Source organism: Methylibium sp. Root1272, assembly GCF_001425905.1.
Taxonomy (GTDB): domain Bacteria; phylum Pseudomonadota; class Gammaproteobacteria; order Burkholderiales; family Burkholderiaceae_C; genus Methylibium.
Map to the genome: position 1 here is coordinate 107,273 of NZ_LMDY01000019.1, position 22,588 is coordinate 129,860.

The 22,588-nt window shown below is 69.8% G+C and carries 23 protein-coding genes; 11 read left to right on the forward strand and 12 right to left on the reverse strand.

Going from position 1 to position 22,588, the window contains the following annotated elements:
* Nucleotides 1-5: 5 nt before the first annotated feature.
* The gene (gene hemN, locus ASC67_RS19855) at nt 6-1,436 is read right to left on the reverse strand and encodes an oxygen-independent coproporphyrinogen III oxidase (RefSeq protein WP_082536136.1); all 1,431 of its coding nucleotides are present in this window, start codon (nt 1,434-1,436) and stop codon (nt 6-8) included.
* A gap of 167 nt (nt 1,437-1,603) precedes the next feature.
* Here hemN and fnr point away from each other — a divergent pair, with 167 nt between their 5' ends.
* Nucleotides 1,604-2,344 carry a fumarate/nitrate reduction transcriptional regulator Fnr gene (gene fnr, locus ASC67_RS19860; protein WP_404932895.1) on the forward strand — a complete coding sequence of 247 codons (741 nt, stop codon included), beginning with the start codon at nt 1,604-1,606 and terminating at the stop codon, nt 2,342-2,344.
* A gap of 29 nt (nt 2,345-2,373) precedes the next feature.
* Here the strand turns inward: fnr and ASC67_RS19865 are convergent, their stop codons facing one another.
* The 9 genes from ASC67_RS19865 to ASC67_RS19905 all read right to left on the reverse strand — a co-directional run bounded on the left by ASC67_RS19865 (nt 2,374) and on the right by ASC67_RS19905 (nt 10,239).
* Entirely contained in the window at nt 2,374-2,628 is a 255-nt protein-coding gene (locus ASC67_RS19865; protein ID WP_056326584.1) for a hypothetical protein, read from the reverse strand.
* Between the two features lie 31 nt (nt 2,629-2,659).
* Entirely contained in the window at nt 2,660-2,908 is a 249-nt protein-coding gene (locus ASC67_RS19870) for a nitrogen fixation protein FixH (RefSeq protein WP_156466840.1), read from the reverse strand.
* Between the two features lie 26 nt (nt 2,909-2,934).
* Nucleotides 2,935-4,425, reverse strand: a complete 1,491-nt coding sequence (gene ccoG / locus ASC67_RS19875; RefSeq protein ID WP_056326443.1) for a cytochrome c oxidase accessory protein CcoG — start codon at nt 4,423-4,425, stop codon at nt 2,935-2,937.
* Nucleotides 4,426-4,453: 28 nt separating this feature from the next.
* A complete protein-coding gene (ccoP, locus tag ASC67_RS19880; protein ID WP_056326448.1) occupies nt 4,454-5,374 on the reverse strand; it encodes a cytochrome-c oxidase, cbb3-type subunit III in 921 nt (306 codons plus the stop codon).
* Nucleotides 5,367-5,537, reverse strand: coding sequence for a CcoQ/FixQ family Cbb3-type cytochrome c oxidase assembly chaperone (locus ASC67_RS19885; protein WP_056326451.1), 171 nt, complete (start codon nt 5,535-5,537; stop codon nt 5,367-5,369). The genes ccoP and ASC67_RS19885 overlap by 8 nt, the downstream gene beginning before the upstream one ends.
* A 16-nt stretch (nt 5,538-5,553) precedes the next feature.
* Nucleotides 5,554-6,183 (reverse strand): cytochrome-c oxidase, cbb3-type subunit II, encoded by a 630-nt coding sequence (gene ccoO / locus ASC67_RS19890; protein ID WP_056326455.1) that lies wholly within the window; start codon nt 6,181-6,183, stop codon nt 5,554-5,556.
* Nucleotides 6,184-6,205: 22 nt separating this feature from the next.
* Entirely contained in the window at nt 6,206-7,648 is a 1,443-nt protein-coding gene (gene ccoN / locus ASC67_RS19895; RefSeq protein ID WP_056326458.1) for a cytochrome-c oxidase, cbb3-type subunit I, read from the reverse strand.
* 70 nt (nt 7,649-7,718) lie between these two features.
* Nucleotides 7,719-7,916 (reverse strand): cbb3-type cytochrome oxidase assembly protein CcoS, encoded by a 198-nt coding sequence (gene ccoS, locus ASC67_RS19900; RefSeq protein WP_082536137.1) that lies wholly within the window; start codon nt 7,914-7,916, stop codon nt 7,719-7,721.
* A gap of 28 nt (nt 7,917-7,944) precedes the next feature.
* Nucleotides 7,945-10,239, reverse strand: a complete 2,295-nt coding sequence (locus tag ASC67_RS19905; protein ID WP_056326462.1) for a cation-translocating P-type ATPase — start codon at nt 10,237-10,239, stop codon at nt 7,945-7,947.
* A gap of 93 nt (nt 10,240-10,332) precedes the next feature.
* Between ASC67_RS19905 and ASC67_RS19910 the strand changes: the two genes are divergently transcribed.
* Nucleotides 10,333-10,800 (forward strand): DUF192 domain-containing protein, encoded by a 468-nt coding sequence (locus ASC67_RS19910; protein WP_056326466.1) that lies wholly within the window; start codon nt 10,333-10,335, stop codon nt 10,798-10,800.
* Between the two features lie 60 nt (nt 10,801-10,860).
* Here ASC67_RS19910 and sodB read toward each other — a convergent pair whose 3' ends face one another.
* Nucleotides 10,861-11,442 carry a superoxide dismutase [Fe] gene (gene sodB, locus ASC67_RS19915; RefSeq protein WP_056326472.1) on the reverse strand — a complete coding sequence of 194 codons (582 nt, stop codon included), beginning with the start codon at nt 11,440-11,442 and terminating at the stop codon, nt 10,861-10,863.
* Nucleotides 11,443-11,536: 94 nt separating this feature from the next.
* Nucleotides 11,537-12,880: an exodeoxyribonuclease VII large subunit gene (xseA, locus tag ASC67_RS19920; RefSeq protein WP_082536138.1), complete on the reverse strand. Its 1,344-nt coding sequence runs from the start codon at nt 12,878-12,880 to the stop codon at nt 11,537-11,539.
* Nucleotides 12,881-13,213: 333 nt separating this feature from the next.
* Between xseA and ASC67_RS19925 the strand changes: the two genes are divergently transcribed.
* The 9 genes from ASC67_RS19925 to rpoD all read left to right on the forward strand — a co-directional run bounded on the left by ASC67_RS19925 (nt 13,214) and on the right by rpoD (nt 22,473).
* Nucleotides 13,214-13,855, forward strand: a complete 642-nt coding sequence (locus tag ASC67_RS19925) for a MotA/TolQ/ExbB proton channel family protein (RefSeq protein ID WP_056326477.1) — start codon at nt 13,214-13,216, stop codon at nt 13,853-13,855.
* Between the two features lie 30 nt (nt 13,856-13,885).
* A complete protein-coding gene (locus tag ASC67_RS19930; RefSeq protein ID WP_036235919.1) occupies nt 13,886-14,323 on the forward strand; it encodes a biopolymer transporter ExbD in 438 nt (145 codons plus the stop codon).
* On the forward strand, nt 14,320-15,396 hold the full coding sequence (gene lpxK, locus ASC67_RS19935; RefSeq protein WP_056326481.1) for a tetraacyldisaccharide 4'-kinase: 1,077 nt from the start codon (nt 14,320-14,322) through the stop codon (nt 15,394-15,396). The genes ASC67_RS19930 and lpxK overlap by 4 nt, the downstream gene beginning before the upstream one ends.
* A 2-nt stretch (nt 15,397-15,398) precedes the next feature.
* Nucleotides 15,399-15,596, forward strand: a complete 198-nt coding sequence (locus ASC67_RS19940) for a Trm112 family protein (RefSeq protein ID WP_056326484.1) — start codon at nt 15,399-15,401, stop codon at nt 15,594-15,596.
* A complete protein-coding gene (gene kdsB, locus ASC67_RS19945) occupies nt 15,593-16,387 on the forward strand; it encodes a 3-deoxy-manno-octulosonate cytidylyltransferase (protein ID WP_056326487.1) in 795 nt (264 codons plus the stop codon). The genes ASC67_RS19940 and kdsB overlap by 4 nt, the downstream gene beginning before the upstream one ends.
* A 133-nt stretch (nt 16,388-16,520) precedes the next feature.
* Nucleotides 16,521-17,174 (forward strand): adenylate kinase, encoded by a 654-nt coding sequence (gene adk / locus ASC67_RS19950; RefSeq protein WP_056326490.1) that lies wholly within the window; start codon nt 16,521-16,523, stop codon nt 17,172-17,174.
* A gap of 112 nt (nt 17,175-17,286) precedes the next feature.
* Nucleotides 17,287-18,045: a 3-hydroxyacyl-CoA dehydrogenase gene (locus tag ASC67_RS19955; protein WP_056326493.1), complete on the forward strand. Its 759-nt coding sequence runs from the start codon at nt 17,287-17,289 to the stop codon at nt 18,043-18,045.
* A 47-nt stretch (nt 18,046-18,092) separates the two neighbouring features.
* Complete coding sequence (dnaG, locus tag ASC67_RS19960) at nt 18,093-19,913, forward strand: DNA primase (protein ID WP_056326496.1); 1,821 nt, start codon at nt 18,093-18,095, stop codon at nt 19,911-19,913.
* Between the two features lie 316 nt (nt 19,914-20,229).
* Nucleotides 20,230-22,473, forward strand: coding sequence for an RNA polymerase sigma factor RpoD (gene rpoD / locus ASC67_RS19965; protein WP_056326499.1), 2,244 nt, complete (start codon nt 20,230-20,232; stop codon nt 22,471-22,473).
* Nucleotides 22,474-22,588 lie beyond the last annotated feature (115 nt).

The following is a 22,588-nucleotide window of genomic DNA, read 5'->3' on the forward strand; positions in this document are numbered from 1 at the left end:
CGCGCTCAGATCAGCCGCGAGTAGCGTTCGCGGTCGCGGTCGGCCTGCAGGTGGCGATCGAACACCATGGCCACCGCGCGCACGAAGTACCAGCCCAGCGGCGTGAGCTGGATCGCGTCGTCGTCGATCTCGATCAGCCCCTGCCCGGCCAGCGGCTCCAGCCGCCGCAGCTCGGCCTCGAAGTAGCGGCGGAAATCGAGCAGGTGGGCCAGCTCGATCGATTCGAACACCACCCGCCCCTGGCACATCAGCGCCATGATCACCGCGCGGCGCACCACGTCGTCGCGCGTCAGCACCAGGCCCCGCACCACCGGCAGCTCGCCGGAGCGGAGCGCGTCCTGGTACTCCGGCAGCGTCTTCGCGTTCTGGCTGTACGACGCGCCGACGCGGCCGATGGCCGAGACGCCCAGGCCGATCAGGTCGCAGTCGGGCTGGGTGCTGTAGCCCTGGAAATTGCGGTGCAGCCGGCCCTGTCGCTTGGCCGCCGCCAGCGCGTCGCCGGGCAACGCGAAGTGGTCCATGCCGATGTAGTCGTAGCCGTGCGCCAGGAAGCCGGCGATTGCGTTCGACAGCATCGTCACGCGCTGCGCCGTTCTCGGCAGGTCCGCCGCGTGGATGCGCCGCTGCGGCTTGAAGCGCTGCGGCAGGTGCGCATAGCCGTAGAGCGCCACGCGGTCCGGCCGCAGCCGCGCCACCTGCTCCACCGTCCGGGCCAGCGAGGCCGGCGTCTGCTTGGGCAGGCCGTGGATCAGGTCGACGTTGATCGAATCGAAGCCCAGTGCGCGCGCGCTGGCGATCAGCGCCTCCACCTGTTCGGCCGGCTGCACGCGATGCACCGCGTGCTGCACCGCGGGGTCGAAGTCCTGCACGCCGAAGCTCAGGCGGTTGAATCCCAGGGCCTTCAGGTGCCGCAGCCGCGCCGCGTTGACGGTGCGCGGGTCGACTTCGATCGAGCATTCGGCCTGCGGCTGCAGATCGAAGGCGCCGCGCAGCAGCGCCATCAGCTGCGACAGCTCGGCATCGTCCAGGAAGGTCGGCGTGCCGCCGCCGAAATGCAGCTGGCTGACGCGCTGGCGGCTGCCGATCACGTCCTGGTGCAGCGCCACCTCGCGGCCCAGCCACTCAAGGTACTCGGTTCCGCGCCGGTGCTGGCGCGTGATCACCTTGTTGCAGGCGCAGTAGTAGCAGACCGACTCACAGAACGGGATGTGGACGTAGAGCGACAGCGGCGTGCCGCCCCCCACCGCGCCCGCCGCCGGGGCGCCGCTGCGGCGCTGGTCCAGGGCCTGCCGGTACTGCGCTGGGCCGAAAGCTTCCACGAAGCGGTCGGCGGTCGGGTACGAGGTGTAGCGCGGCCCCCCGGCGTCCAGGCGACTCAGGAGTTCCTCGCTCGGCGCAGCCGGTTCCAGCATGTCGGTCAGGGTCGGAGGGGGCATGTCCGGACTGTGCCGAGGGGCCTTCACGGGGCTCTTGATCTGGGTCAAGGCCGGCTGCCGGCGGCCCCCGACAATCCGCACACAGCTTGAGGACGATCATGCAACTTGCCCCTCACGACACCGTCGCCGACACACTTGCTCCTCCTCAGGCGGCGCACAAGACCATAATGAAACGCATGGAGCGCGAACCGATCCGCATCGAGGCCCTCAAGGTCGCCTGTTCCAGCTGCAACCTGCGCGAACTCTGCCTGCCCGTGGGTCTGTCGGACGAGGATCTCGACCACCTCGACCAGCTGGTCGGCAGCCGCCGCCCGGTAAAACGCGGCGACACGCTGTTCCATGCCGGCGATCGCTTCGAGTCGCTCTACGCGGTGCGCACCGGCTTCTTCAAGACCTGCGTGTCGGCCGACGACGGCCGCGATCAGGTGACCGGCTTCCAAATGGCCGGCGAACTGTTGGGCCTGGACGGCATCAGCACCGACCGCCATGCCTGCGACGCGGTGGCGCTGGAGGACTCGCAGGTCTGCCAGATCCCCTATTCGCAGCTGGAGAAGCTGTCGCGCGAATCCATACCGCTGCAGCACCAGTTCCACAAGATCATGAGCCGCGAGATCGTGCGCGACCACGGCGTGATGCTGCTGCTCGGCAGCATGCGGGCCGAAGAGCGGCTGGCCGCCTTCCTTCTCAACCTGACGCAGCGACTGCAGGCGCGCGGCTTCTCGGCTTCGTCGCTGGTGCTGCGCATGACGCGCGAGGAGATCGGCAGCTACCTCGGCCTCAAGCTCGAGACCGTCAGCCGCACGTTCTCGAAGTTCCAGGACGACGGCCTGCTCGAGGTGAAGCAGCGCGACATCCGCGTCCTCGACGAATCCGGTCTGCGCCGGCTCGTCAACGGCCCGGCCTGCTGAAGACTCGCCGCACTGCCTCGCCCGGCGACTCAGGGCCAGCGGCGCGGTTCGGTATTTGCCGGCTCCGGCGTCGCCAGCAGCAGCGTCAGCATCGACGCCAGCGCACACACGATCCAGAACGCGAAGAAGGCCAGCGTGTAGACGCCGGCCGGCGACACCGTCGCCAGCGCGCGACCGACCCAGCCGCTCAAGTCCGCCGGATCGGCAGCGCTGAACACCAGGATCTCCAGCACCCCGGCCATCAGGAACGACGGCCAGGCGATCCACAACGTGCGTTGTCTCATCGTCGCCATTTCGGGTCGGTACGCGCCACGTTCAGCGCTCGGGTCGCGGCGTGGCCGCGTGATTGCGCGCCTGCACGGCCGGCGTGTCGCTGCCCAGCGGCTCGCTGCTTCGACTGAGCACCGGATCGCTGCCGCGCACGGCGATCACCGCGGTCGCGATCGCGGCCACCACCACCGCGAGCGGACCGCCCAGCACCAGCCAGAGCATGGGCTCGCGCCACCAGGGCAGCGGTCGGTCGGGTGCGGGCATCGCGCTCGGGGTCTTGTCGCTCGGGGCCATGGGCATCTCCGGTGAGGCGTGCGCGCTCATCGCGGCACGACGAAAGTGGATTTCTCGGTCACGCTGGCCGCCGACTGCACGCCATCGGCCTCGCGGGTGATCTCGAAGCGCAGCGGGTGAGCGCCCGGGCCGAGTGCCGCGGCGGTCTGCGGCGGCACCTGCACCGCGACCGGCACCCAGCGCGATTCGGCCGGGGCCAGCAGCACCTCGCCACGCACCTGCGCCTGTGCGCCGGCAATGCCGCTGACCACCACCCGGTAACGCTGCGCCGACTCGGTGGCGTTCATGACCTGCAGTCGGTAGACGTTCTCGATGCGGCCTTCGTCCACCAGCCGCGCCAGCGTGCCGCGGTCGCGCACCACGTCGACGCGCAGCGGGCTGCGCAGCGCGAGGCTGGTGACGAAGCCGCCCGAGATCAGCAGCAGGATCACGCCGTAGACCAGCACCCGCGGGCGGAACACGCGCGGCCAGTCCAGCGCGCTCCGGCCGGAAGCGAGGCCGTTCTGGGTGGCATAGCGGATCAGGCCGCGTGGATACGCCATCTTGTCCATCACGCCGTTGCACACGTCGATGCAGGCCGCGCAGCCGATGCACTCGTACTGCAGCCCCTCGCGGATGTCGATGCCGGTCGGGCAGACCTGCACGCACAGCGTGCAGTCGATGCAATCGCCCTTGCCCTGCGCGGTCAGCGCGTCATGCGCCAGGCTGCGCGGGCGCGAGCCCCGCGGTTCACCGCGCGCGGGGTCGTAGCTGATCACCAGCGTGTCGCGATCGAACATCGCACTCTGGAACCGCGCATAGGGGCACATGTACTTGCACACCTGCTCGCGCATGAAGCCGGCGTTGCCGTAGGTCGCGAAGCCGTAGAACAGCACCCAGAACGCTTCCCACGGGCCTGGCCCTGCCGCGCCTGCACCCGCGCCGGCCAGGCCCACCAGGCTCAGGGCCTCGCTGCCCAGTTCCCGGATCGGCGTGAAGTAGCCGACGAAGCTGAAGCCGGTCCACAGGCCGATCGCCAGCCACACCGCGTGCTTGGCCGACCGGCGAGCCAGCTTCGCGGCGCCCCAGGGCGCAGCGTCGAGCTTCAGGCGCGCCTGGCGGTCGCCCTCGATGTGGTGCTCGACCCACATGAAGATCTCGGTGTAGACCGTCTGCGGGCAGGCGTAGCCGCACCACAGGCGGCCGGCCACCGCGGTGAACAGGAACAGCCCGTAGGCCGACAGGATGAGCAGGCCGGTGAGGTAGATGAAGTCCTGCGGGTAGAGCACCAGGTCGAAGATGTAGAAACGCCGCGCGCCCAGATCGAACAGCACTGCCGGGCGGCCGTTCCATGGCAACCAGGGCAGCCCATAGAACACGAGCTGTGTCGCCCACACCAGCGCCCAGCGCCAGGCGGCGAACCAGCCGTGCACCGAGCGCGCGTGGATCGTCGCCTGCTTGGCGTACAGCGAGACCATCTCGCCGGTGTCGTCGGACACCGGTTCGATCGGGATCACGCGTGACGCCGATCGGCTCATCGGCAGCTCGCGTCGGGTCTGCAGCGCGTCATTTCGCCGCAGCCGTCATGGCCCCGCTGTTCGAGAGCCCCCACACGTAGGCGGAGAGCACCTGGATCTGCGCGTCGCTCAGCCGCCCGGCGTGCGCCGGCATCACGTTGGTCTTGCCCTCGGTGATCATCCGGACCACGGCCTCCTCGCCCCAGCCGTGCAGCCAGATCCGGTCGCCGAGGTTGGGCGCGCCGAGCGCCGGATTGCCCTTGCCGGTCGGACCGTGACAGGCCGCGCAGGCAGTGAACTTGGTGCGTCCGATCTGCGCGGCGATGCTGTCGTGCGCGCTGCCCGACAGGCTCAGCACGTAGTGGGCGACGTTGCGCACGTCGTCGGCACTGCCGACCGCCGCCGCCATCGGCGGCATCATGCCCTGGCGTCCCTGGGCGATCGATTGCGCGATCTGCTCGGGCGAACCGCCATGCAGCCAGTCGGCGTCGGTCAGGTTCGGGAAGCCCTTGCTGCCGCGTGCGTCGGAGCCGTGGCACTGCGCGCAGTTGTTGATGAACAGCCGCTCGCCCAGCGCTCGCGCCTGCGGGTCGCGTGCCAGATCGGCGGCCGACATCGAGGTGAAGCGCGCGTAGAGCGGCTCGACCTGGGCGCGGCCAAGCGCCATCTCCTCCTCGTATTCCGTCTGCGATGTCCACCGCAGCTGCCCGGGGTGCGTGCCCAGGCCCGGGTAGAGCACCAGGTAGAGCGCACCGAACAGCACCGTGAGCACGAACAGGCCCATCCACCACAGCGGCAGCGGGTTGTTGAGTTCGCGCAGGTCCTCGTCCCACACGTGGCCGGTGGTGTTGTCGCCGGCCATCACCTTGCGCCGGCTGGCGATGAACAGCAGCACCAGGCACGCCACCAGGCCGGCGATCGTGACGATGGCGATGAACAGCGGCCAGCCGACCGCGACGAAATCACTCATGACGGTCCCCCAGCAGGGATCCCGCCTCGTCGGCCGCGAACGGCAGGCGGGCGGCTTCGTCGAAGCTCTCGCGGCGTCGGCGTGACATCGTCCAGGCGACGATGCCGACGAAGACCAGGAAGGACAGCAGCGTCACGGCCGCCCGCAGTTCGTTCAGGCTCATTTCGCGTATCTCCTTTTTACTTCACCGCGGTGCCGAGCGACTGGAGGTAGGCCACCAGCGCGTCGAGCTCGGTCTTGCCCTTCACGTCGTCACCAGCCTTGGCGACCTCGGCATCGCTGTAGGGCGCGCCCAGCGTGCGCAGCGCTCCGAGCTTGGTGGGCATCACGGCGGCATCGACCACGGCCGTCGCGAGCCAGGGGTAGGCCGGCATGTTCGACTCGGGCACCAGGTCGCGCGGGTTCTCGAGGTGCAGGCGGTGCCATTCGTCGCTGTAGCGACCGCCGACGCGGTGCAGGTCGGGTCCGGTGCGCTTGCTGCCCCACTGGAACGGCCGGTCGTAGACGAACTCGCCGGCCATCGAGTAGTGCCCGTAGCGCAGCGTCTCGGCACGGAACGGGCGGATCATCTGCGAATGGCAGTTGTAGCAACCCTCGCGCACGTAGATGTCGCGCCCCGCCACCTGCAGCGCGGTGTAGGGCTTGAGGCCGGGCACCGGCTCGGTGGTGCTGCGCTGGAAGAACAGCGGCACGATCTCGACCAGGCCGCCGACGGCCACCACCACCAGGATCAGCACGATCATCAGCCAGTTGGTGGTCTCGATGCGCTCGTGGCCACGGGCCGGCGTCGCGTTGTGTTCGTTGCTCATGTCATCGGGTCCTTGGCAGGGTTCAGGCGCGCGCCAGCGCGGTGGGCACCGGCACGTGCGCGCGGCGGCCCGCCTTCACGGTCATCACGACGTTCCACGCCATCAGCAGCATCCCGCTCAGGTAGAGCAGTCCGCCCACCAGGCGCACCAGGTAGAACGGGAAGGTCGCCTTCACGCTCTCGACGAAGCTGTAGACCAGCGTGCCGTCGGGGTTGATCGCACGCCACATCAGGCCCTGCATCACGCCGGCGATCCACATCGCGGCGATGTAGAGCACGACGCCGATGGTCGCGATCCAGAAGTGCAGCTCGATCGCCCGCACGCTGTACATCGCCTTGCGGCCGAACATGCGCGGGATCAGGTAGTACAGCGAGCCCATCGAGATGAAGCCCACCCAGCCTAGAGCTCCACTGTGCACGTGGCCGACGGTCCAGTCGGTGTAGTGCGAGAGCGCGTTGACGGTCTTGATCGACATCATCGGCCCCTCGAAGGTCGACATGCCGTAGAACGACAGCGAGACGATCAGGAACTTGAGGATCGGGTCGTCGCGCAGCTTGTGCCAGGCCCCGCTGAGGGTCATGATCCCATTGATCATCCCGCCCCAGCTCGGCGCCAGCAGCACCAGCGAGAACACCATGCCCACGCTCTGCGCCCAGTCGGGCAACGCGGTGTAGTGCAGGTGGTGGGGCCCCGCCCACATGTAGGTGAAGATCAGCGCCCAGAAGTGCACGATCGACAGCCGGTAGCTGTACACCGGCCGCTCGGCCTGCTTCGGGATGTAGTAGTACATCATCCCGAGGAAGCCCGCCGTGAGGAAGAAGCCCACCGCGTTGTGGCCGTACCACCACTGCACCATCGCGTCCTGCACGCCGGCGTAGGCCGAGTAGCTCTTGGTCAGGCTCACCGGCAGTGCGGCGCTGTTGACCAGGTGCAGCAGCGCCACCGTCAGGATGAAGGCACCGAAGAACCAGTTGGCCACGTAGATGTGGCGCACCTTGCGGATGCCGATCGTGCCGAAGAACACCACCGCGTAGGCCACCCACACCAGCGTGATCAGGATGTCGATCGGCCACTCGAGCTCGGCGTACTCCTTGCCGCTGGTCATGCCCAGCGGCAGCGTGATCGCCGCCAGCGCGATCACCGCCTGCCAGCCCCAGAAGGTGAACTGCGCGAGCGCCGGCGCGAACAGCCGGACCTGACAGGTGCGCTGCACGACGTGGAAGGAGGTGGCCATCAGCGCACAGCCGCCGAACGCGAAGATCACCGCGTTGGTGTGCAGCGGCCGCAGCCGCCCGTAGCTCAGCCAGGGGATGCCGAAGTTGAGCTCCGGCCACGTCAGCTGCGCTGCGATCAGCACGCCCACCGCCATGCCGACCACGCCCCACAACACGGCCGCCAGCGCGAACTGCGTGACCACACGATCCTCGTAGACCGGCGCTGCACCCTGGGCCGCCATTGCGTTCATCGCACTCTCCTCGCATCCTGTCGATGACAGGGAGTGTCCGAACCGAAACCCGAATGCGGCTTGACGCCGGTCAAGCTTCGATCGATGCGTTCGCCATCGAACCCGCGGCCGTGGCGGGCGCGCCGCAGGCGCCGGGTTCCTCGAGCACGCGGGCGGCCTCGCGCTCGAGGTCGTCGAACTGGCCGTGGTGCACCGCCCAGGCGAACACGCCGAGCACCACGAGCGCGAGCAGCACCGACAGCGGCAGCAGCAAGTAGAGGCTGTCCATCCGGTCCGCCGTTCCTTCTTCTTTCTTCTCAGCGCGCGAGGCGCAGCGCGTTGCCGACCACGACGAGCGAACTCAGCGCCATGCCCAGCCCCGCGGCCCACGGCGGCAGCCAGCCCAACAAGGCCAGCGGCACGCACACCGCGTTGTAGGCCACGGCCCAGGCCAGGTTCTGCCGGACGATGCCGGCGCAGCGCCGGGCGACCGTCCGCGCTTGGGCGATCTCGCCGAGCCGGCTGCCCAGCACCACGATGTCGGCGCGCTGCTGCGCGAGCGCAGCGCCGTGGCCGAGTGCGATGGACACGTCGGCCTGGGCCAGCACCGGGCCGTCGTTCAGGCCATCACCCACCATCAGCACGCGGTGGCCCTGGCGCTGCAGCGCGCGCAGGCTGGCCAGCTTGTCCTGCGGCGTGGCGTCGTGCTGCGCACTCCCGAGGCCCAGGCGCTGCGCCACCGCCTGCACGGCCCCTGCGCGGTCGCCCGAGAGCAGGCGCAGCCCGATGCCCTGCTCCCGCAGCGACTGCAGCAGGCTGGCCGCATCCGGGCGCAGCGCCTCGTCGAACTCGAAGCGCGCGTGCGGCGGGGCCGCCGTCCCGTCCTGCGGCGCCAGCCACACCGCCGGCCGCGCGAGATCGGTGGGCGGCACGGCGCCGACCCAGGCCGCCGAGCCGAGCCGCCAGCGCCGGCCGTCGGCATCGAGCGCCTCGAGGCCCTGCCCGGCCTGCTCACGCACGCCGTGCCAGGGCCAGGACGGGGTGTTTGCGGAGGGCGTCGCGCGCACCAGCGCCTGTGAGAGGGGATGCCGGGAGTGGGCGGCCAGCGCCGCCGCACGCACCTGCCACGCCGGGCGGTCGACACCGTCCGGACAGGCCACCTGCGCGAGCGCCAGGCGGTCCTCGGTCAGCGTGCCGGTCTTGTCGAAGCAGGCGACGTCGATCTGGGCCAGCGTCTCGAGCGCATCGAGGCGCTGCACCAGCACGCCACGACGCGCCAGCGCGCCGGTGGCCGCGATCAATGCCGACGGCGCGGCCAGCGACAGCGCGCACGGGCAGGTCACGATCAGGATGGACACCGCCACCCAGACGGCCCGCGACGGATCGATGTTCATCCAGGCGCCGAAGGCCACGGCCGCCAGCAGCAGCACGCCGCCGACGAAGGGCGCGGCGATGCGATCGGCCCAGCGCACCGTCGCCGGCCGCTCGGTCAGCGCGCGCTGCATCAGCGCGACGATCTGCTGGTGGCGCGTGCCGCCGCCGGTCTGCGTGATCCGCATCAGCACCGGTACGCCGAGGTTCAGGCTGCCGGCGATCACCGCGTCGCCGACGCCGCGTGTCTGCGGGCGCGCCTCGCCGGTCAGCAGCGATTCATCGGCCTGGGTACGGCCTTCGATCAGGCAGCCATCGGCCGGAAAGGCCTGCCCCGCCGCGACGCGGACCCGATCGCCGATCGCCAGCCGCGCCACCGGCACCCAGGCCACGCTGCCGTCTGCGGCGAGGCGCTCGACGCTGTCGGGCAGACGGCGCAGCAGGGCGTCGAGCGAGCGTGTGCTGCGCTCGCGCGAACGCGCCTCCAGCCAGCGGCCAGCCAGCAGGAAGCAGACGAACATCGTCAAGGAGTCGAAGTAGACCTCGTGGCCGAACAGCCCACCGGGGTCGAAACTCGCGCCGCTGCTGGCGACGAAGGTGACCGCGATGCCGAGAGCCACCGGCACGTCCATGCCGATGCGCCCCTGGCGCAGCGATTGCCAGGCGCCGCCGAAGAAGGGCCGCGCCGAGAACAGCAGCACCGGCAACGTCAGCACCCAGGCCGACCAGCGCAGCAGTGCGGCCAGGTCGGGCGCGATGTCGCCCGACGCCGCGAAGTAGCCTGGCGCCGCGGCCATCATCACCTGCATCATGCAGAAGGCCGCGACGAACAACCGCCACAGCGCCTGGCGCGACTCGGCCTGGCGGGCCCGCAGGGCGTCATCGGCGTCGGCCAGATAGGCCTGGTAGCCGGCCCGCTGCACGGCGTCGATCAGGACGGACGCGCGGGTGCGGGCGGGGTCCCAGTCGACCTCGGCGCGCTCGGACGCACCGTTGACGCGCGCTGCATGCACGCCATCGAGCCGCTCCAGTGCTGCTTCGATGAGCCCGGCGCAGGCCGCGCAATGCAAGCCTTGCAAGACCAGCCGCGTGCGCGCCTCGCGCCGGCCGTCGCTGCCGGTTTGCCAGGTGGTGCAGGCGGCCAGCGCCGCGTCGTCGTCGAGCGCGACGCGCTGCCGCCCCGACAGTTCGATCGGCGGGGCAAGCGCAGGGGTGGCAAGCGTCAGGCTGGTGGCAGGCATGGGGCGTCGTCGGGACCCGGCAGGCGTCAGCTTGCGGTCGGCTGCGCAAGGCCCCGTGCGTTAATCTAGGACTGAACTCCGCCTGCCGAACTGATGCAGATCAAGCCCGCACGACTCCACCGCCTCCGTCTCGTCGTTCCCGCGCTGCTTTCGCTGCTGGCGGCAACCGCGCCCGCGCAATCGGGCCCGCAGAAGCTGCCGTCGGTGCGCCTCAATGCGGGCATCCACAACATCCAGGCCGAGGTGGCTCGTACGCCCGAGCAGCGCGCCATCGGCCTGATGAACCGGCCGACGATGCCCACCAACGACGGCATGCTGTTCGTCTTCGACGAGGCCGCGACACAGTGCTTCTGGATGAAGAACACGCTGCTGCCGCTGTCGATCGCCTACCTGGCCGACGACGGCACGATCACGCAGATCGTCGACATGCCGCCGCAGACGCTGGATTCGAAGTGCTCGACGCAGCCGGTGCGGCTGGTGCTCGAGATGAACCAGGGCTGGTTCGCCAAGCGCGGGCTCAAGCCGGGCAGCCGGCTCAGCGGCGCCGCCTTCAAGCCCTGAACGCTTGCGGCATGAAAAAGGCCGGCACGCGGCCGGCCCGGGTGTTCGCGAAAGCGTCGCTCAGGCGAAGTTCTTCGCCGCGAAGTCCCAGTTCACGAGCGAGCCGAGGAAGGTCTCGACGAACTTCGGGCGCGCATTGCGGAAGTCGATGTAGTAGGCGTGTTCCCACACGTCGACCGTCAGCAGCGCCTTGTCGGCGGTGGTCAGCGGCGTGGCGGCGTTGCTGGTGTTGACGATGTCCACCGAGCCGTCGGCCTTCTTCACGAGCCAGGTCCAGCCGGAGCCGAAGTTGCCCACGGCACTCTTGGCGAAGGCTTCCTTGAAGGCCGCCAGGCTGCCCCACTTGGCGTTGATGGCAGTCGCCAGCGCGCCGCTCGGCTCGCCGCCGCCCTGCGGCTTCATGCTGTTCCAGAAGAAGGTGTGGTTCCAGATCTGGGCGGCGTTGTTGAACACGCCGCCGCTGGACTTCTTGACGATCTCTTCCAGGCTCAGCGACTCGAACTCGGTGCCCTTGATCAGGTTGTTGAGGTTGGTCACATAGGCTTGGTGGTGCTTGCCGTAGTGGAACTCGAAGGTCTCCTTCGAGAGGTGCGGCGCGAGGGCGTCCATCGCATACGGCAGCGGCGGCAGGGTGTGTTCCATGAGGTCTGTCCTTCCTTGGTCTTGAGCCTGGGGGATGAGACAGCCATTGTAGGCAGCGCCTGTCGGCTCGCCGGCCGCGCGGGCGATGCCTGCGTCAGGTGGGGGGCTTGTCGGGCTCGATGCCGATCACCTGCGCCTCGATGCGTCCGTCGGCCAGCCGCGCCTGCACGGCCTGACCCGGCTGCAACCCGGCCACCGAGGTGAGCGCGCGGCCCTCGGCGTCACCGAGCCACGCATAACCGCGCGACAGCACGCGCTGCGGGTCGAGCGCACCCAGTCGGGCCGCCAGCACGTCGAGCCGCTGGACGGCGCGCAGCCGCAGTTGCCGCGCCGCCTGCATCCAGCGCGAGGCCAGCACCGCCTGGCGCTGCTGCTGGCGCTCAAGGTGGCGGTGGACCGCGGTGTGCTGCCGTTGCGCCAGCAGCGCCAGCCGCTCGCGGTGGGGCGCCAGCGCCTGGGCCGGCCGCGCGAGCCGCAGCGCAGTCCGGTCGAGCCGCTGGGCCTGGCCGTCGAGCCGCAATGCCACGCCGCGCCGGGCGCGCCGCGCCAGGTCGTGCAGCACCGCCAGCGCCTCCTCGCGCGGCATGGCGGCCAGTTCGGCCGCCGCAGTGGGTGTCGGCGCGCGCAGGTCGGCGGCGAAGTCGACCAGGCTCACGTCGGTTTCATGGCCGATGCCGGCGATCACCGGAATGCGGCTGGCTGCAACAGCGCGCACCACCACGGCCTCGTTGAAGGCCCACAGGTCTTCCAGCGAACCGCCGCCTCGCGCGACGATCAGCGTGTCGGCCCGGCCGTGCCGGCCGGCGGCCTCGATCGCCGCGGCCAGCGCGGCCGGGGCCTCTGCGCCCTGCACCGGGCTCGGGTAGACGATCACGCGCACCTGCGGCGCTCGGCGCTGCAGGGCGGTCAGCACATCGTGCAGCGCCGCCGCCGCGAGCGATGTGACCACGCCGATGCAGGCCGGATGGCGGACGATCGTTCGTTTGCGCGCCGCGTCGAACAGGCCCTCGGCCTCGAGCTGGGCCTTGAGCCGCAGGAAGCGCTCGTAGAGGGCGCCGGCGCCGGCGCGCTGCATCGATTCGACGACGAACTGCAGCTCACCGCGCGGCTCGTAGACCGCAAGGCGGCCGCGCAACTCGACGAGATGCCCCTCCTCGGGCATGAAATCGAGCAGGCTCGCCGCGCGGCGGAACATCGCGCAGCGCAGCGCGGCCGTGCCCTCGGCATCCTTCAGCGTGAAGTAGCAATGGCCGCTGGCGGCTCGGGTGTAGCCCGACAGCTCGCCGCGGACGGCGACGGACGCGAAGCGCGCCGTCAGCGCGTCGGCGACCGCATGCACCAGCGCCGCGACCTCCCAGACCCGGGGCCCGGCGGCACGGCCTGCGCCTTCGTCCGTCGGCAGCACACCGCGCCCCGCGTGGCGGTCAGCCGAGGTCATTGCAAGAGGCTCGACCCGCTCCGAACCCCCTCGATATGCGGGGCCGGAACTCCACAGCCGCGCCAAATAAGGCCGCGCACCGCACTGACCCCGTCATGAGCCTGTCAAAGTTGTGCAAGCCGTTGATTCTCAAGCGTTTTTTTGTGCTCATTGTTTGAGCAATCTGTTCGCGGCCTTGACTGGCGGGCGTTTGGGGCGGGGGGCGAGGCGGTTGCCCACAAAGTTATCCACAACAACGGTGGACGATTGCGGTGGTGAGCTCGAGGGCACTGTCACGGCGGGCACCGCCAGGGCCGGGCCATAATCGCCGCGACTCGAATCAGGAGAACCTCGTTGTTTTCGATCATACAAGCCGCGGGCTGGCCGATCTGGCCGCTGATCCTGTGTTCCATCGTTGCGCTGGCGCTCGTGATCGAGCGATTCAGCAGCCTGCGCAGCGTCCGCGTCGTGCCGCAGCGGCTGCTCGATGAAGTCATCTCGGTCACCAGCAAGAGCCTGCCGGCCCCCGAGGTGGTGAACAAGCTGTCGGCCAACTCGGTGCTGGGCAGCGTGCTGGCCAGCGGCCTGCGCGCGGTGATCGCCGACCCACGCATCACGGAGGACGGTCTGCGCATCGCCTTCGAGACCGCCGGACGCGCCGCCGTGCACCGGCTCGAGCGCTACCTGAACACGCTGGGCACCATCGCCTCGGCGGCGCCGCTGCTCGGGCTGTTCGGCACGGTGGTCGGCATGATCGAGATCTTCGGTTCCCAGGCTCCGGCGACCACCGCCGGCGTCGGCGGCAACCCGGAGCAGCTGGCGCACGGCATCTCGATCGCGCTCTACAACACCGCCTTCGGGCTGGTGGTGGCCATCCCGTCGCTGATGTTCTACCGCTACTTCCGCGGGCGGATCGACGAGTACACGATCGATCTCGAGCAGGCCAGCGAACGCATCATGCCGCACCTGCTGCGCTTCACCTCGCGCCAGAGCTGAGCGGCAGCACCGGGCCCGACGACCATGGCGATGAACTTCCGCCACCGCCGCAGCGAGGAACCGGAGATCAACCTGATCCCGTTCATCGACGTGCTGCTGGTGATCCTGATCTTCCTGATGCTCTCGACCACGTACTCCAAGTTCACCGAGCTGAAGGTGAACCTGCCGGTGGCCGATTCGGAGCGCGCCCGTGACTACCCGAAGGAGATCATCGTCGGCGTCGCGAGCGACGGCCGCTACACGGTCAACCGCGACGCGGTCGCGGGTCGTGACCTCGCCACGCTGACGGCCGCCCTGGCCGCCGCCGCCGCGGGCCAGAACGACCGCGTGGTGATCGTCTCCGCCGACGCGAGCGCGGCCCACCAGAGCGTGATCAACGTGCTGGATGCGGCCCGCCGTGCCGGCCTGCAACAGCTGACCTTCGCGACCCAGGGCAGCCGCAACGGCGCCGACGCCGAGCCGCGTTGAATGCGGACCCGCCCCGCGAGCCGCGGCGCGCACGGCTCGAAACCTTCCTGACCCACCACTGGCTGCGCCGCGGGCCGGTCGCCTGCGCGCTGTGGCCGCTGGCCGCGCTGTACGGCGCGGCCGTGGCGCTGCGCAACCACCGCTACCGGCGGGACCCCGGTCGCAGCGTGCGGGTCGACCGGCCCGTCGTGGTGATCGGCAACCGCATTGCCGGCGGCGCCGGCAAGACGCCCACGGTGATCGCCGTGCTGGAACACCTGCGCCGGCAGGGTTGGCGTCCCGGCGTGGTGTCGAGGGGACATGGCCGCGCGGACGACAGCGTGCGGGCCGTCACCGTCGACACGCCCGCCGACGTGGTGGGGGATGAGCCCTTGCTGATCCATCTGCGCAGCGGCGCGCCGGTGATGGTCGGCCGTGACCGGGTGGCGGCCGCCCGCGCGTTGCTGCAGCGCTGGCCGGATGTCGACGTGGTCGTGGCCGACGACGGCCTGCAGCATCGGCGCCTGGCGCGCGATGTCGAGGTGGTCGTGTTCGATGCCCGAGGGGCCGGCAACGGCTGGCTGCTGCCGGCCGGACCGCTGCGGGAGCCGATCGACACACCGGCCGGCGCCGGGACCGCGCTGGTGCTCTACAACGCCGACCGGCCCAGCACGCCGCTGCCCGGCTACGCGACGCGGCGCACGCTGACCGGCGCCGTGGCGCTCGCCGCGTGGTGGCAGGGCGCGTCGGCCGCCGCCGCCGCCCTCGACTCGCTGCGCGGCCGGCCCGTGCTCGCCTGTGCCGGCATCGCGCAGCCGCGGCGCTTCTTCGAGCAGCTGCGCAGCGCCGGCCTCATCGTGCAGGAGCGGCCCTTGCCAGACCACGCCGCGTTCGACGCCCTGCCCTGGCCGGCCGAGACCCGCGACGTGATCGTGACCGAGAAGGACGCCGTCAAGCTCCCGGTCGACCGTGTGCGGCGCGAACGACCCGGCACGCGGGTCTGGGTCGCGCCGCTAGACTTCTCTCCCGAGCCGGCGTTCTTCGCCGCACTCGACGCCGCATTGGCACCCCTGTCACCGCGCCGCGAAGGATGAGCATGGACACCCGATTGATGGACCTGCTGGTGTGCCCGATCTGCAAGGGCCCGCTGACACACAACCACGCCAGCCACGAATTGAATTGCGCCGCGGACCGGCTGGCGTTCCCGATCCGCGACGGCATCCCGGTGATGCTCGAGTCGGAGGCGCGCGCGTTCGACGAGTCCCCGTCGCAAGCCGCGCCCTTGTCGGAATGAGCTTCACGGTGCTGATCCCGGCACGGCTCGGCTCGAGCCGCCTGCCGGACAAGCCGCTGGCCGACATCGCCGGCCTGCCGATGGTGGTGCATGTGGCCCGGCGGGCCCTGGCCAGCAGCGCGGGCGCGGTCGTGGTGGCGGCCGACGATGCGCGCACCGTCGACGCCTGTGCACGGCACGGCGTGCATGCGCTGCTGACGCGCCGCGACCACGCGACCGGCAGCGACCGCCTGGCCGAGGCCTGCGACCTGCTCGGACTGCCGGATGCCGAGATCGTCGTCAACGTGCAGGGCGACGAGCCGCTGATCGAGCCGGCGCTGATCGACGCCTGCGCGCGGCTGCTGGCCGAGCGCCCCGAGTGCGTGATGGGCACCGCCGCGCACGCGATCGACAGCATGACCGAGTTCGAGAACCCGAATGTCGTGAAGGTGGTGTGCGATGCGCACGGCCGCGCGCTGACCTTCTCGAGGGCGCCAATCCCCTGGTGGCGCGACGGCTACGCCGCCGGCCTGCACCAGGCGGCCGCGCTGAGCGATCCACCGCCGCTGCGGCACATCGGCCTGTATGCCTACCGAGCCGGCTTCCTGCGCCGCTACCCGACGCTGCCGCCGAGCCCGATCGAGGCGATCGAGTCGCTTGAACAGCTGCGCGTGCTCTGGCACGGCGAGCGCATCGCGGTGCACGTGAGTCCGCTGCGTCCCGGACCCGGCGTCGACACGCCCGAGGACCTGGCGCGCGTGCGCGCTCTGCTCGTCAACCAGGCGCAAGAACGGCCGCGCGAGTCAGGCTGACGAAAGGCTGCGTGGTATTCTCATTTGGTCACCGAGGGAGCTCATCCGTCGGAGTCGAACCCCTGCGAGACAAGCCGCGTGCCGCCCCGGGCGTCATCGTGCGCGAACCGACAAGAAACCACGAGGACCCGCGATGAAACTGATCCTGTTGGGCGCACCCGGCGCTGGCAAGGGCACGCAAGCCACCTTCATCTGCCAGAAGTTCGGAATCCCGCAGATCTCGACCGGCGACATGCTGCGCGCAGCCGTCAAGGCCGGTACGCCGTTGGGCCTGGAGGCGAAGAAGGTGATGGACAGCGGCGGCCTCGTCAGCGACGACATCATCATCGGCCTCGTCAAGGAACGCATCACGCAGCCGGACTGCGCCAAGGGCTTCCTGTTCGACGGTTTCCCGCGCACGATTCCGCAGGCTGACGCGATGAAGGCCGCCGGTGTGAAGCTCGACCTCGTGCTCGAGATCGACGTGCCCGACGAGGCCATCATCGAACGCATGAGCGGTCGCCGGGTGCACGTGGCCTCGGGCCGCACCTACCACGTCAAGTTCAACCCGCCCAAGGTGGCCGGCGTCGACGACGTGACCGGAGAGCCGCTGATCCAGCGCGACGACGACAAGGAAGCTACCGTGCTCAAGCGCCTGCAGGTCTACCAGAGCCAGACCCGGCCGCTGGTCGACTACTACGCCGCCTGGGCCGCCACCGGCGACGCGGCAGCCCCGAAGTACCGCAAGATCGCCGGCACCGGCAGCGTTGACGAGATCACGACGCGGGCACTGGCGGCCCTGGCCTGAGGCCGGCCGACGGGCGGCTCGCGGCTCTTTCCTCTTTTTCCTTCTTGCACCGGGGCCGCAGCAGCGGCCCTTTTTCTTTCCTTCCTCCACCCACTCACCACCGGAGCTCCGCATGGACATCGCAGGCAAGGTCTACATCGTCACCGGCGGCGCCTCGGGCCTGGGTGAAGGCACCGCGCGCATGCTGGCCCGCGAAGGCGGCACCGTCGTGGTGGCCGACCTGCAGGCCGAGGCCGGCGAGGCGGTGGCGCGCGACATCGGCGGCGCCTTCGTCAAGTGCGACGTCGCCAGCGAGGCCGACGGCCAGGCGGTCGTCGCGAAGGCCGTCTCGCTGGGCAAGCTGATGGGGCTGGTGAACTGCGCCGGCATCGCGCCGGCCGTCAAGACGGTGGGCAAGGATGGCGCCCACCCGCTGGCGGTGTTCTCCAAGGTGATCACGGTCAACCTGGTCGGCACGTTCAACATGATCCGGCTCGCCGCCGAGGCGATGAGCCGCAACGCCCCCGAAGCCACCGGCGAACGCGGTGTGCTCATCTCGACCGCCTCGGTGGCGGCCTACGACGGCCAGATCGGCCAGGCCGCGTACGCCGCCAGCAAAGGCGGCGTGGTCGGCATGACGCTGCCGATCGCGCGCGACCTGGCCCGCAGCGGCATCCGCAACATGACGATCGCGCCGGGCATCTTCGGCACGCCGATGCTGTTCTCGATGCCGCAGGACGTGCAGGACGCGCTGGCCGCCGGCGTGCCCTTCCCGTCGCGCCTGGGCACCCCCGCCGACTACGCGAAGCTGGTGCAGCAGATCCTCACCAACGAGATGCTCAACGGCGAGGTGATCCGCCTGGATGGCGCCATCCGCCTCGCGCCGCGTTGATGAAGTCCGGTGGTCCCGCGGTGGCCCTGCGGTCTTAGACTGAGTCTGTGATCCCGCCCGCCTTCATCCAGGACCTGCTGGCCCGCACCGACGTGGTCGAGGTGGTCGGGCGGCACGTGCAGTTGAAGAAGGCCGGCGGCACCCTCAAGGGACTGTGCCCGTTCCACGGAGAGAAGTCGCCCAGCTTCACGGTCAGCCCGACGCGCCAGACCTACCACTGCTTCGGCTGCGGCGTGCACGGCAACGCGATCGGTTTCCTGATGGAACAGGCCGGCCTCGGCTTCATGGATGCCGTGCGCGACCTCGCGCAGCAGGCCGGCATGACGGTGCCCGAGGACGACAGCTCGCCCGAGGAGCGCGAGCGCGCCAGGGCGATGAAGGAGCGTCAGGCCACGCTGAGCGAGGTGCTGGCGAAGGCCGGCGAGCACTGGCGCAAGCAGCTCAAGGTCAGCCCGCGCGCGGTGAACTACCTCAAGGGCCGCGGGCTGACGGGCGAGATCGCGGCACGCTTCGGCATGGGCTACGCCCCCGAAGGCTGGCGCGGCCTCGCCAGCGTGTTCCCGCGCTACGACGACCCGCTGCTCGCCGAATCGGGACTCGTGATCGTGCAGGGCGACGACGGCCCGGACCAGAAGCGCTACGACCGCTTTCGCGATCGCATCATGTTCCCGATCCGCTCGGTGCAGGGCGAGGTGATCGGCTTCGGCGGCCGGGTGCTCGACGTCGGCGAGCCGAAGTACCTCAACTCGCCGGAGACGCCGGTGTTCGTCAAGGGCCGCGAGCTCTATGGCCTGCACGAAGCCCGCCAGGCGCTGCGCGAGCGCGGCTACGCACTGGTGGTCGAGGGCTACATGGACGTGGTGGCCCTCGCGCAGCTCGGCTTCCCGAACGCGGTGGCGACGCTGGGCACCGCGTGCACCGCGGAGCACGTGCAGAAACTGCTGCGATTTACCGACCGCATCGTCTTCAGCTTCGACGGTGACGCGGCCGGCCGCCGTGCCGCCGGTCGCGCGCTGGAGGCGGCCCTGCCGCACGCCGGCGACACGCGCAGCGTCAAGTTCCTGTTCCTGCCGGCCGAGCACGACCCCGACTCGTTCGTGCGCGAGCACGGCGCTGCCGCCTTCGAGGCCTGCGTCGAGCAGGCGGTGCCACTGTCGCGCCAACTGCTCGAGGCGGCCCGCGAAGGCTGCGATCTCGACAGTGCCGAAGGCCGTGCCCGCATGCTCGCCAACGCCAAGCCGCTCTGGTCGGCGCTGCCGGACGGCGCGCTGCGGCGCCAGCTGCTCGGCGAGCTCGCGCGGGCCGGAGCCCTCGAGTCCTCGGAGCTGCAGGCGCTGTGGGGCGGCCCGGCGCTGCCCCGGCGCGAGGCCGCGCGCCCGCCGCCGCGATCCAATCGGCGGGCGCTGCGTGCGGCGACCAGCTCGCTCGACCGCGGGGCTTGGCTGCTGGTGCAGCGCTGCGACCTGTGGGATCGGCTCGACGTGGCGACCCACGAGCTGTTGTGCGAGGTGCTCGATCCCCACGGCAGCTTCTTCCGGTGGCTCGATCGCCGCTACCACGAGGAAGGCCCGCTGTCGCCGCAGACCCTGCTCGCCGAGATGCAGGCGGGCGGCGAGGGTGCGGGGCTGGCGGACCTGGCCCAGCGCATCGGCGCGCTGCACGAGGTCGAGGTCGGCGAACACGCCGAAGCCGAGTTGCGCGTCGTGGCGGACCGCGTGCGCCTGGATGCACTGGAGCGCGATCTGGAAAGCCTCACCGCTGCCGAACCGCTCACCGCGGACATGCTGGACACGATCCGCCGCACCCGCCAGAGCGCCGACGAGATCAAGCGCCGCCTCGCCCGCGGCCAGACCACGGCGAGTTCCTGATCCTGCGGCCTTTGACGCCCGGCCGGGAATCGCCGATAATGATCGGCTAGTCGTATGCGGCAAGAGTGAGCGCAGCACCTCCGGGCCCCGGCCACCCTCGACAAGGGTTACCAACAGGCCATCCTCCCCCGCCAGGGCTGCACCTTCCGGACACTCACGCGAGCTTGCCCGCCAACGCCGAAGACCCGACGGCCGCCTCCGGCCCGAAGGCTGCCCGACCTGTGTTTGCACGGTGCCTTTCGAGGCCGTCCAATGCCGGGCCGGAGCACGGCGCATGGCTTCAGGCACCCGAGACACCCATCCTCCAAGGAATCGCATGACCGCGAAGAAGAGCGCTCCCGCCCCTGCGAGCAAGCCGGCCAAGGCCGCCGCGCCGGCGCCCGCCGCCAAGGCTTCGGCCAAGGCGGGCAGCAAGGCCGAGACCGACCCGAAGAAGGCCAAGGCGGCTGCCGCCCCGGCCAAGCCCGCCGGCAAGATGGCCAAGGCCGCCGCGGCCCCGGAGCCGGCCAAGGGCAAGCCGGGCCGCAAGCCGACCGCCAAGCAGGCGATGCCGGTGATCGACGAGGACCTGGGCGACATCGAAGCCGACATCGAAGGCGAAGCCAGCGTCGAGGACACCGGTGGCGACAAGCCCAAGGCCAAGCCGCTGCGCATGAAGGTGTCGCGCGCCAAGGAGCGCGCGCTGATGCGCGAGTTCGGGCTCGACGAGACGGCGCTGACCGAGGACGAGGTCGCCAAGCGCCGCCAGGAGCTCAAGACCCTCATCAAGATGGGCAAGACCCGGGGTTTCCTGACGCATCAGGAGATCAACGACCACCTGCCCGAAAAGCTGATCGAGGCCGAGATCCTCGAGGCCATCGTGTCGATGCTCAACGACATGGGCATCGCCGTCTACGAGCAGGCGCCGGATGCGGCCACGCTGCTGATCGCCGGCGGCTCGACGGCCACATCGACCGATGAGGAAGCCGAGGAAGAGGCCGAGGCCGCGCTGTCGACCGTCGATTCCGAGTTCGGCCGCACCACCGACCCGGTGCGCATGTACATGCGCGAGATGGGTACGGTCGAGTTGCTGACGCGTGAGGGCGAGATCGAGATCGCCAAGCGCATCGAGGGTGGGCTGCAGGCGATGATGCTGGCGATCAGCGAGTCGCCCACCACGATCGCCGAGATCCTGGTGCTGGCCGACAAGATCCGCGCCGGCGAGATGCAGATCTCGGAGGCCGTCGACGGCTTCGTCTCGAACGAGGAGGCCGACGATTACGTGGCCGAGGAAGACTTCGACGAATTCGACGAGGAAGACGACGACGACGGCAACGGCGGCTCGAAGGCGCTGACCAAGAAGCTCGAGGAGCTGAAGACGCAGGCGCTGGTGCGCTTCGACGAACTGCGCACGCACTTCGACCGCATGCGCAAGGCCTACGAGAAGGAAGGCTACAAGTCGCCGGCGTACAACCGTGCGCAGATGGGCGTGAGCTCCGAGATCATGAGCCTGCGCTTCACGGTCAAGACCATCGAGCGGCTGTGCCAGATCCTGCGCTCGCAGGTCGACGACATCCGCCGCTACGAGCGCGAACTGCGCAAGATCGTGGTCGACAAGTGCGGCATGCCGCAGGACCACTTCATCAAGACCTTCCCGCCGAACTCGCTGAACCTGAAGTGGGCCGAGAAGGAGATCGCGGCCAACAAGTCCTACAGCGCGGTGATGGCGCGCAATCTGCCGCCGATCCAGGACCTGCAGCAGAAGCTGATCGACCTGCAGAGCCGTGCGGTGGTGCCGATCGACGACCTCAAGCTCATCAACAAGAAGATGAACCAGGGCGAGAAGGCCTCGCGCGACGCGAAGAAGGAAATGATCGAGGCCAACCTGCGCCTGGTGATCTCGATCGCGAAGAAGTACACCAACCGCGGCCTGCAGTTCCTCGACCTGATCCAGGAAGGCAACATCGGCCTGATGAAGGCCGTCGACAAGTTCGAATACCGCCGCGGCTACAAGTTCTCGACCTACGCCACTTGGTGGATTCGCCAGGCCATCACGCGCTCGATCGCCGACCAGGCGCGCACCATCCGCATCCCGGTGCACATGATCGAGACGATCAACAAGATGAACCGCCTGTCGCGCCAGCACCTGCAGGAGTTCGGCTTCGAGCCGGACGCCCCGACGCTGGCCGAGAAGATGGAGATGCCCGAGGACAAGATCCGCAAGATCATGAAGATCGCCAAGGAGCCGATCTCCATGGAGACGCCGATCGGCGACGACGACGACTCGCACCTGGGCGACTTCATCGAAGACACCAACAACACGGCGCCGATCGAGGCGGCGATGCAGGCCGGCCTGCGCGACGTGGTGAAGGACATCCTCGACTCGCTGACCCCGCGCGAGGCCAAGGTGCTGCGCATGCGCTTCGGCATCGAGATGTCGACCGACCACACGCTCGAAGAAGTGGGCAAGCAGTTCGACGTGACGCGCGAGCGCATCCGCCAGATCGAGGCCAAGGCGATCCGCAAGCTCAAGCACCCGAGCCGTTCCGACAAGCTGAGGACGTACCTGGACAATCTCTGAGCACGGCCCTGCCCGCCCGAAGCCCGGCCTTGCGCCGGGCTTTTTTGTGGCCGTCTTGTTGGGGATGGAGGCGTCATGCCACGCGGGATAAACTTTGCGTGACATATCTCACGCC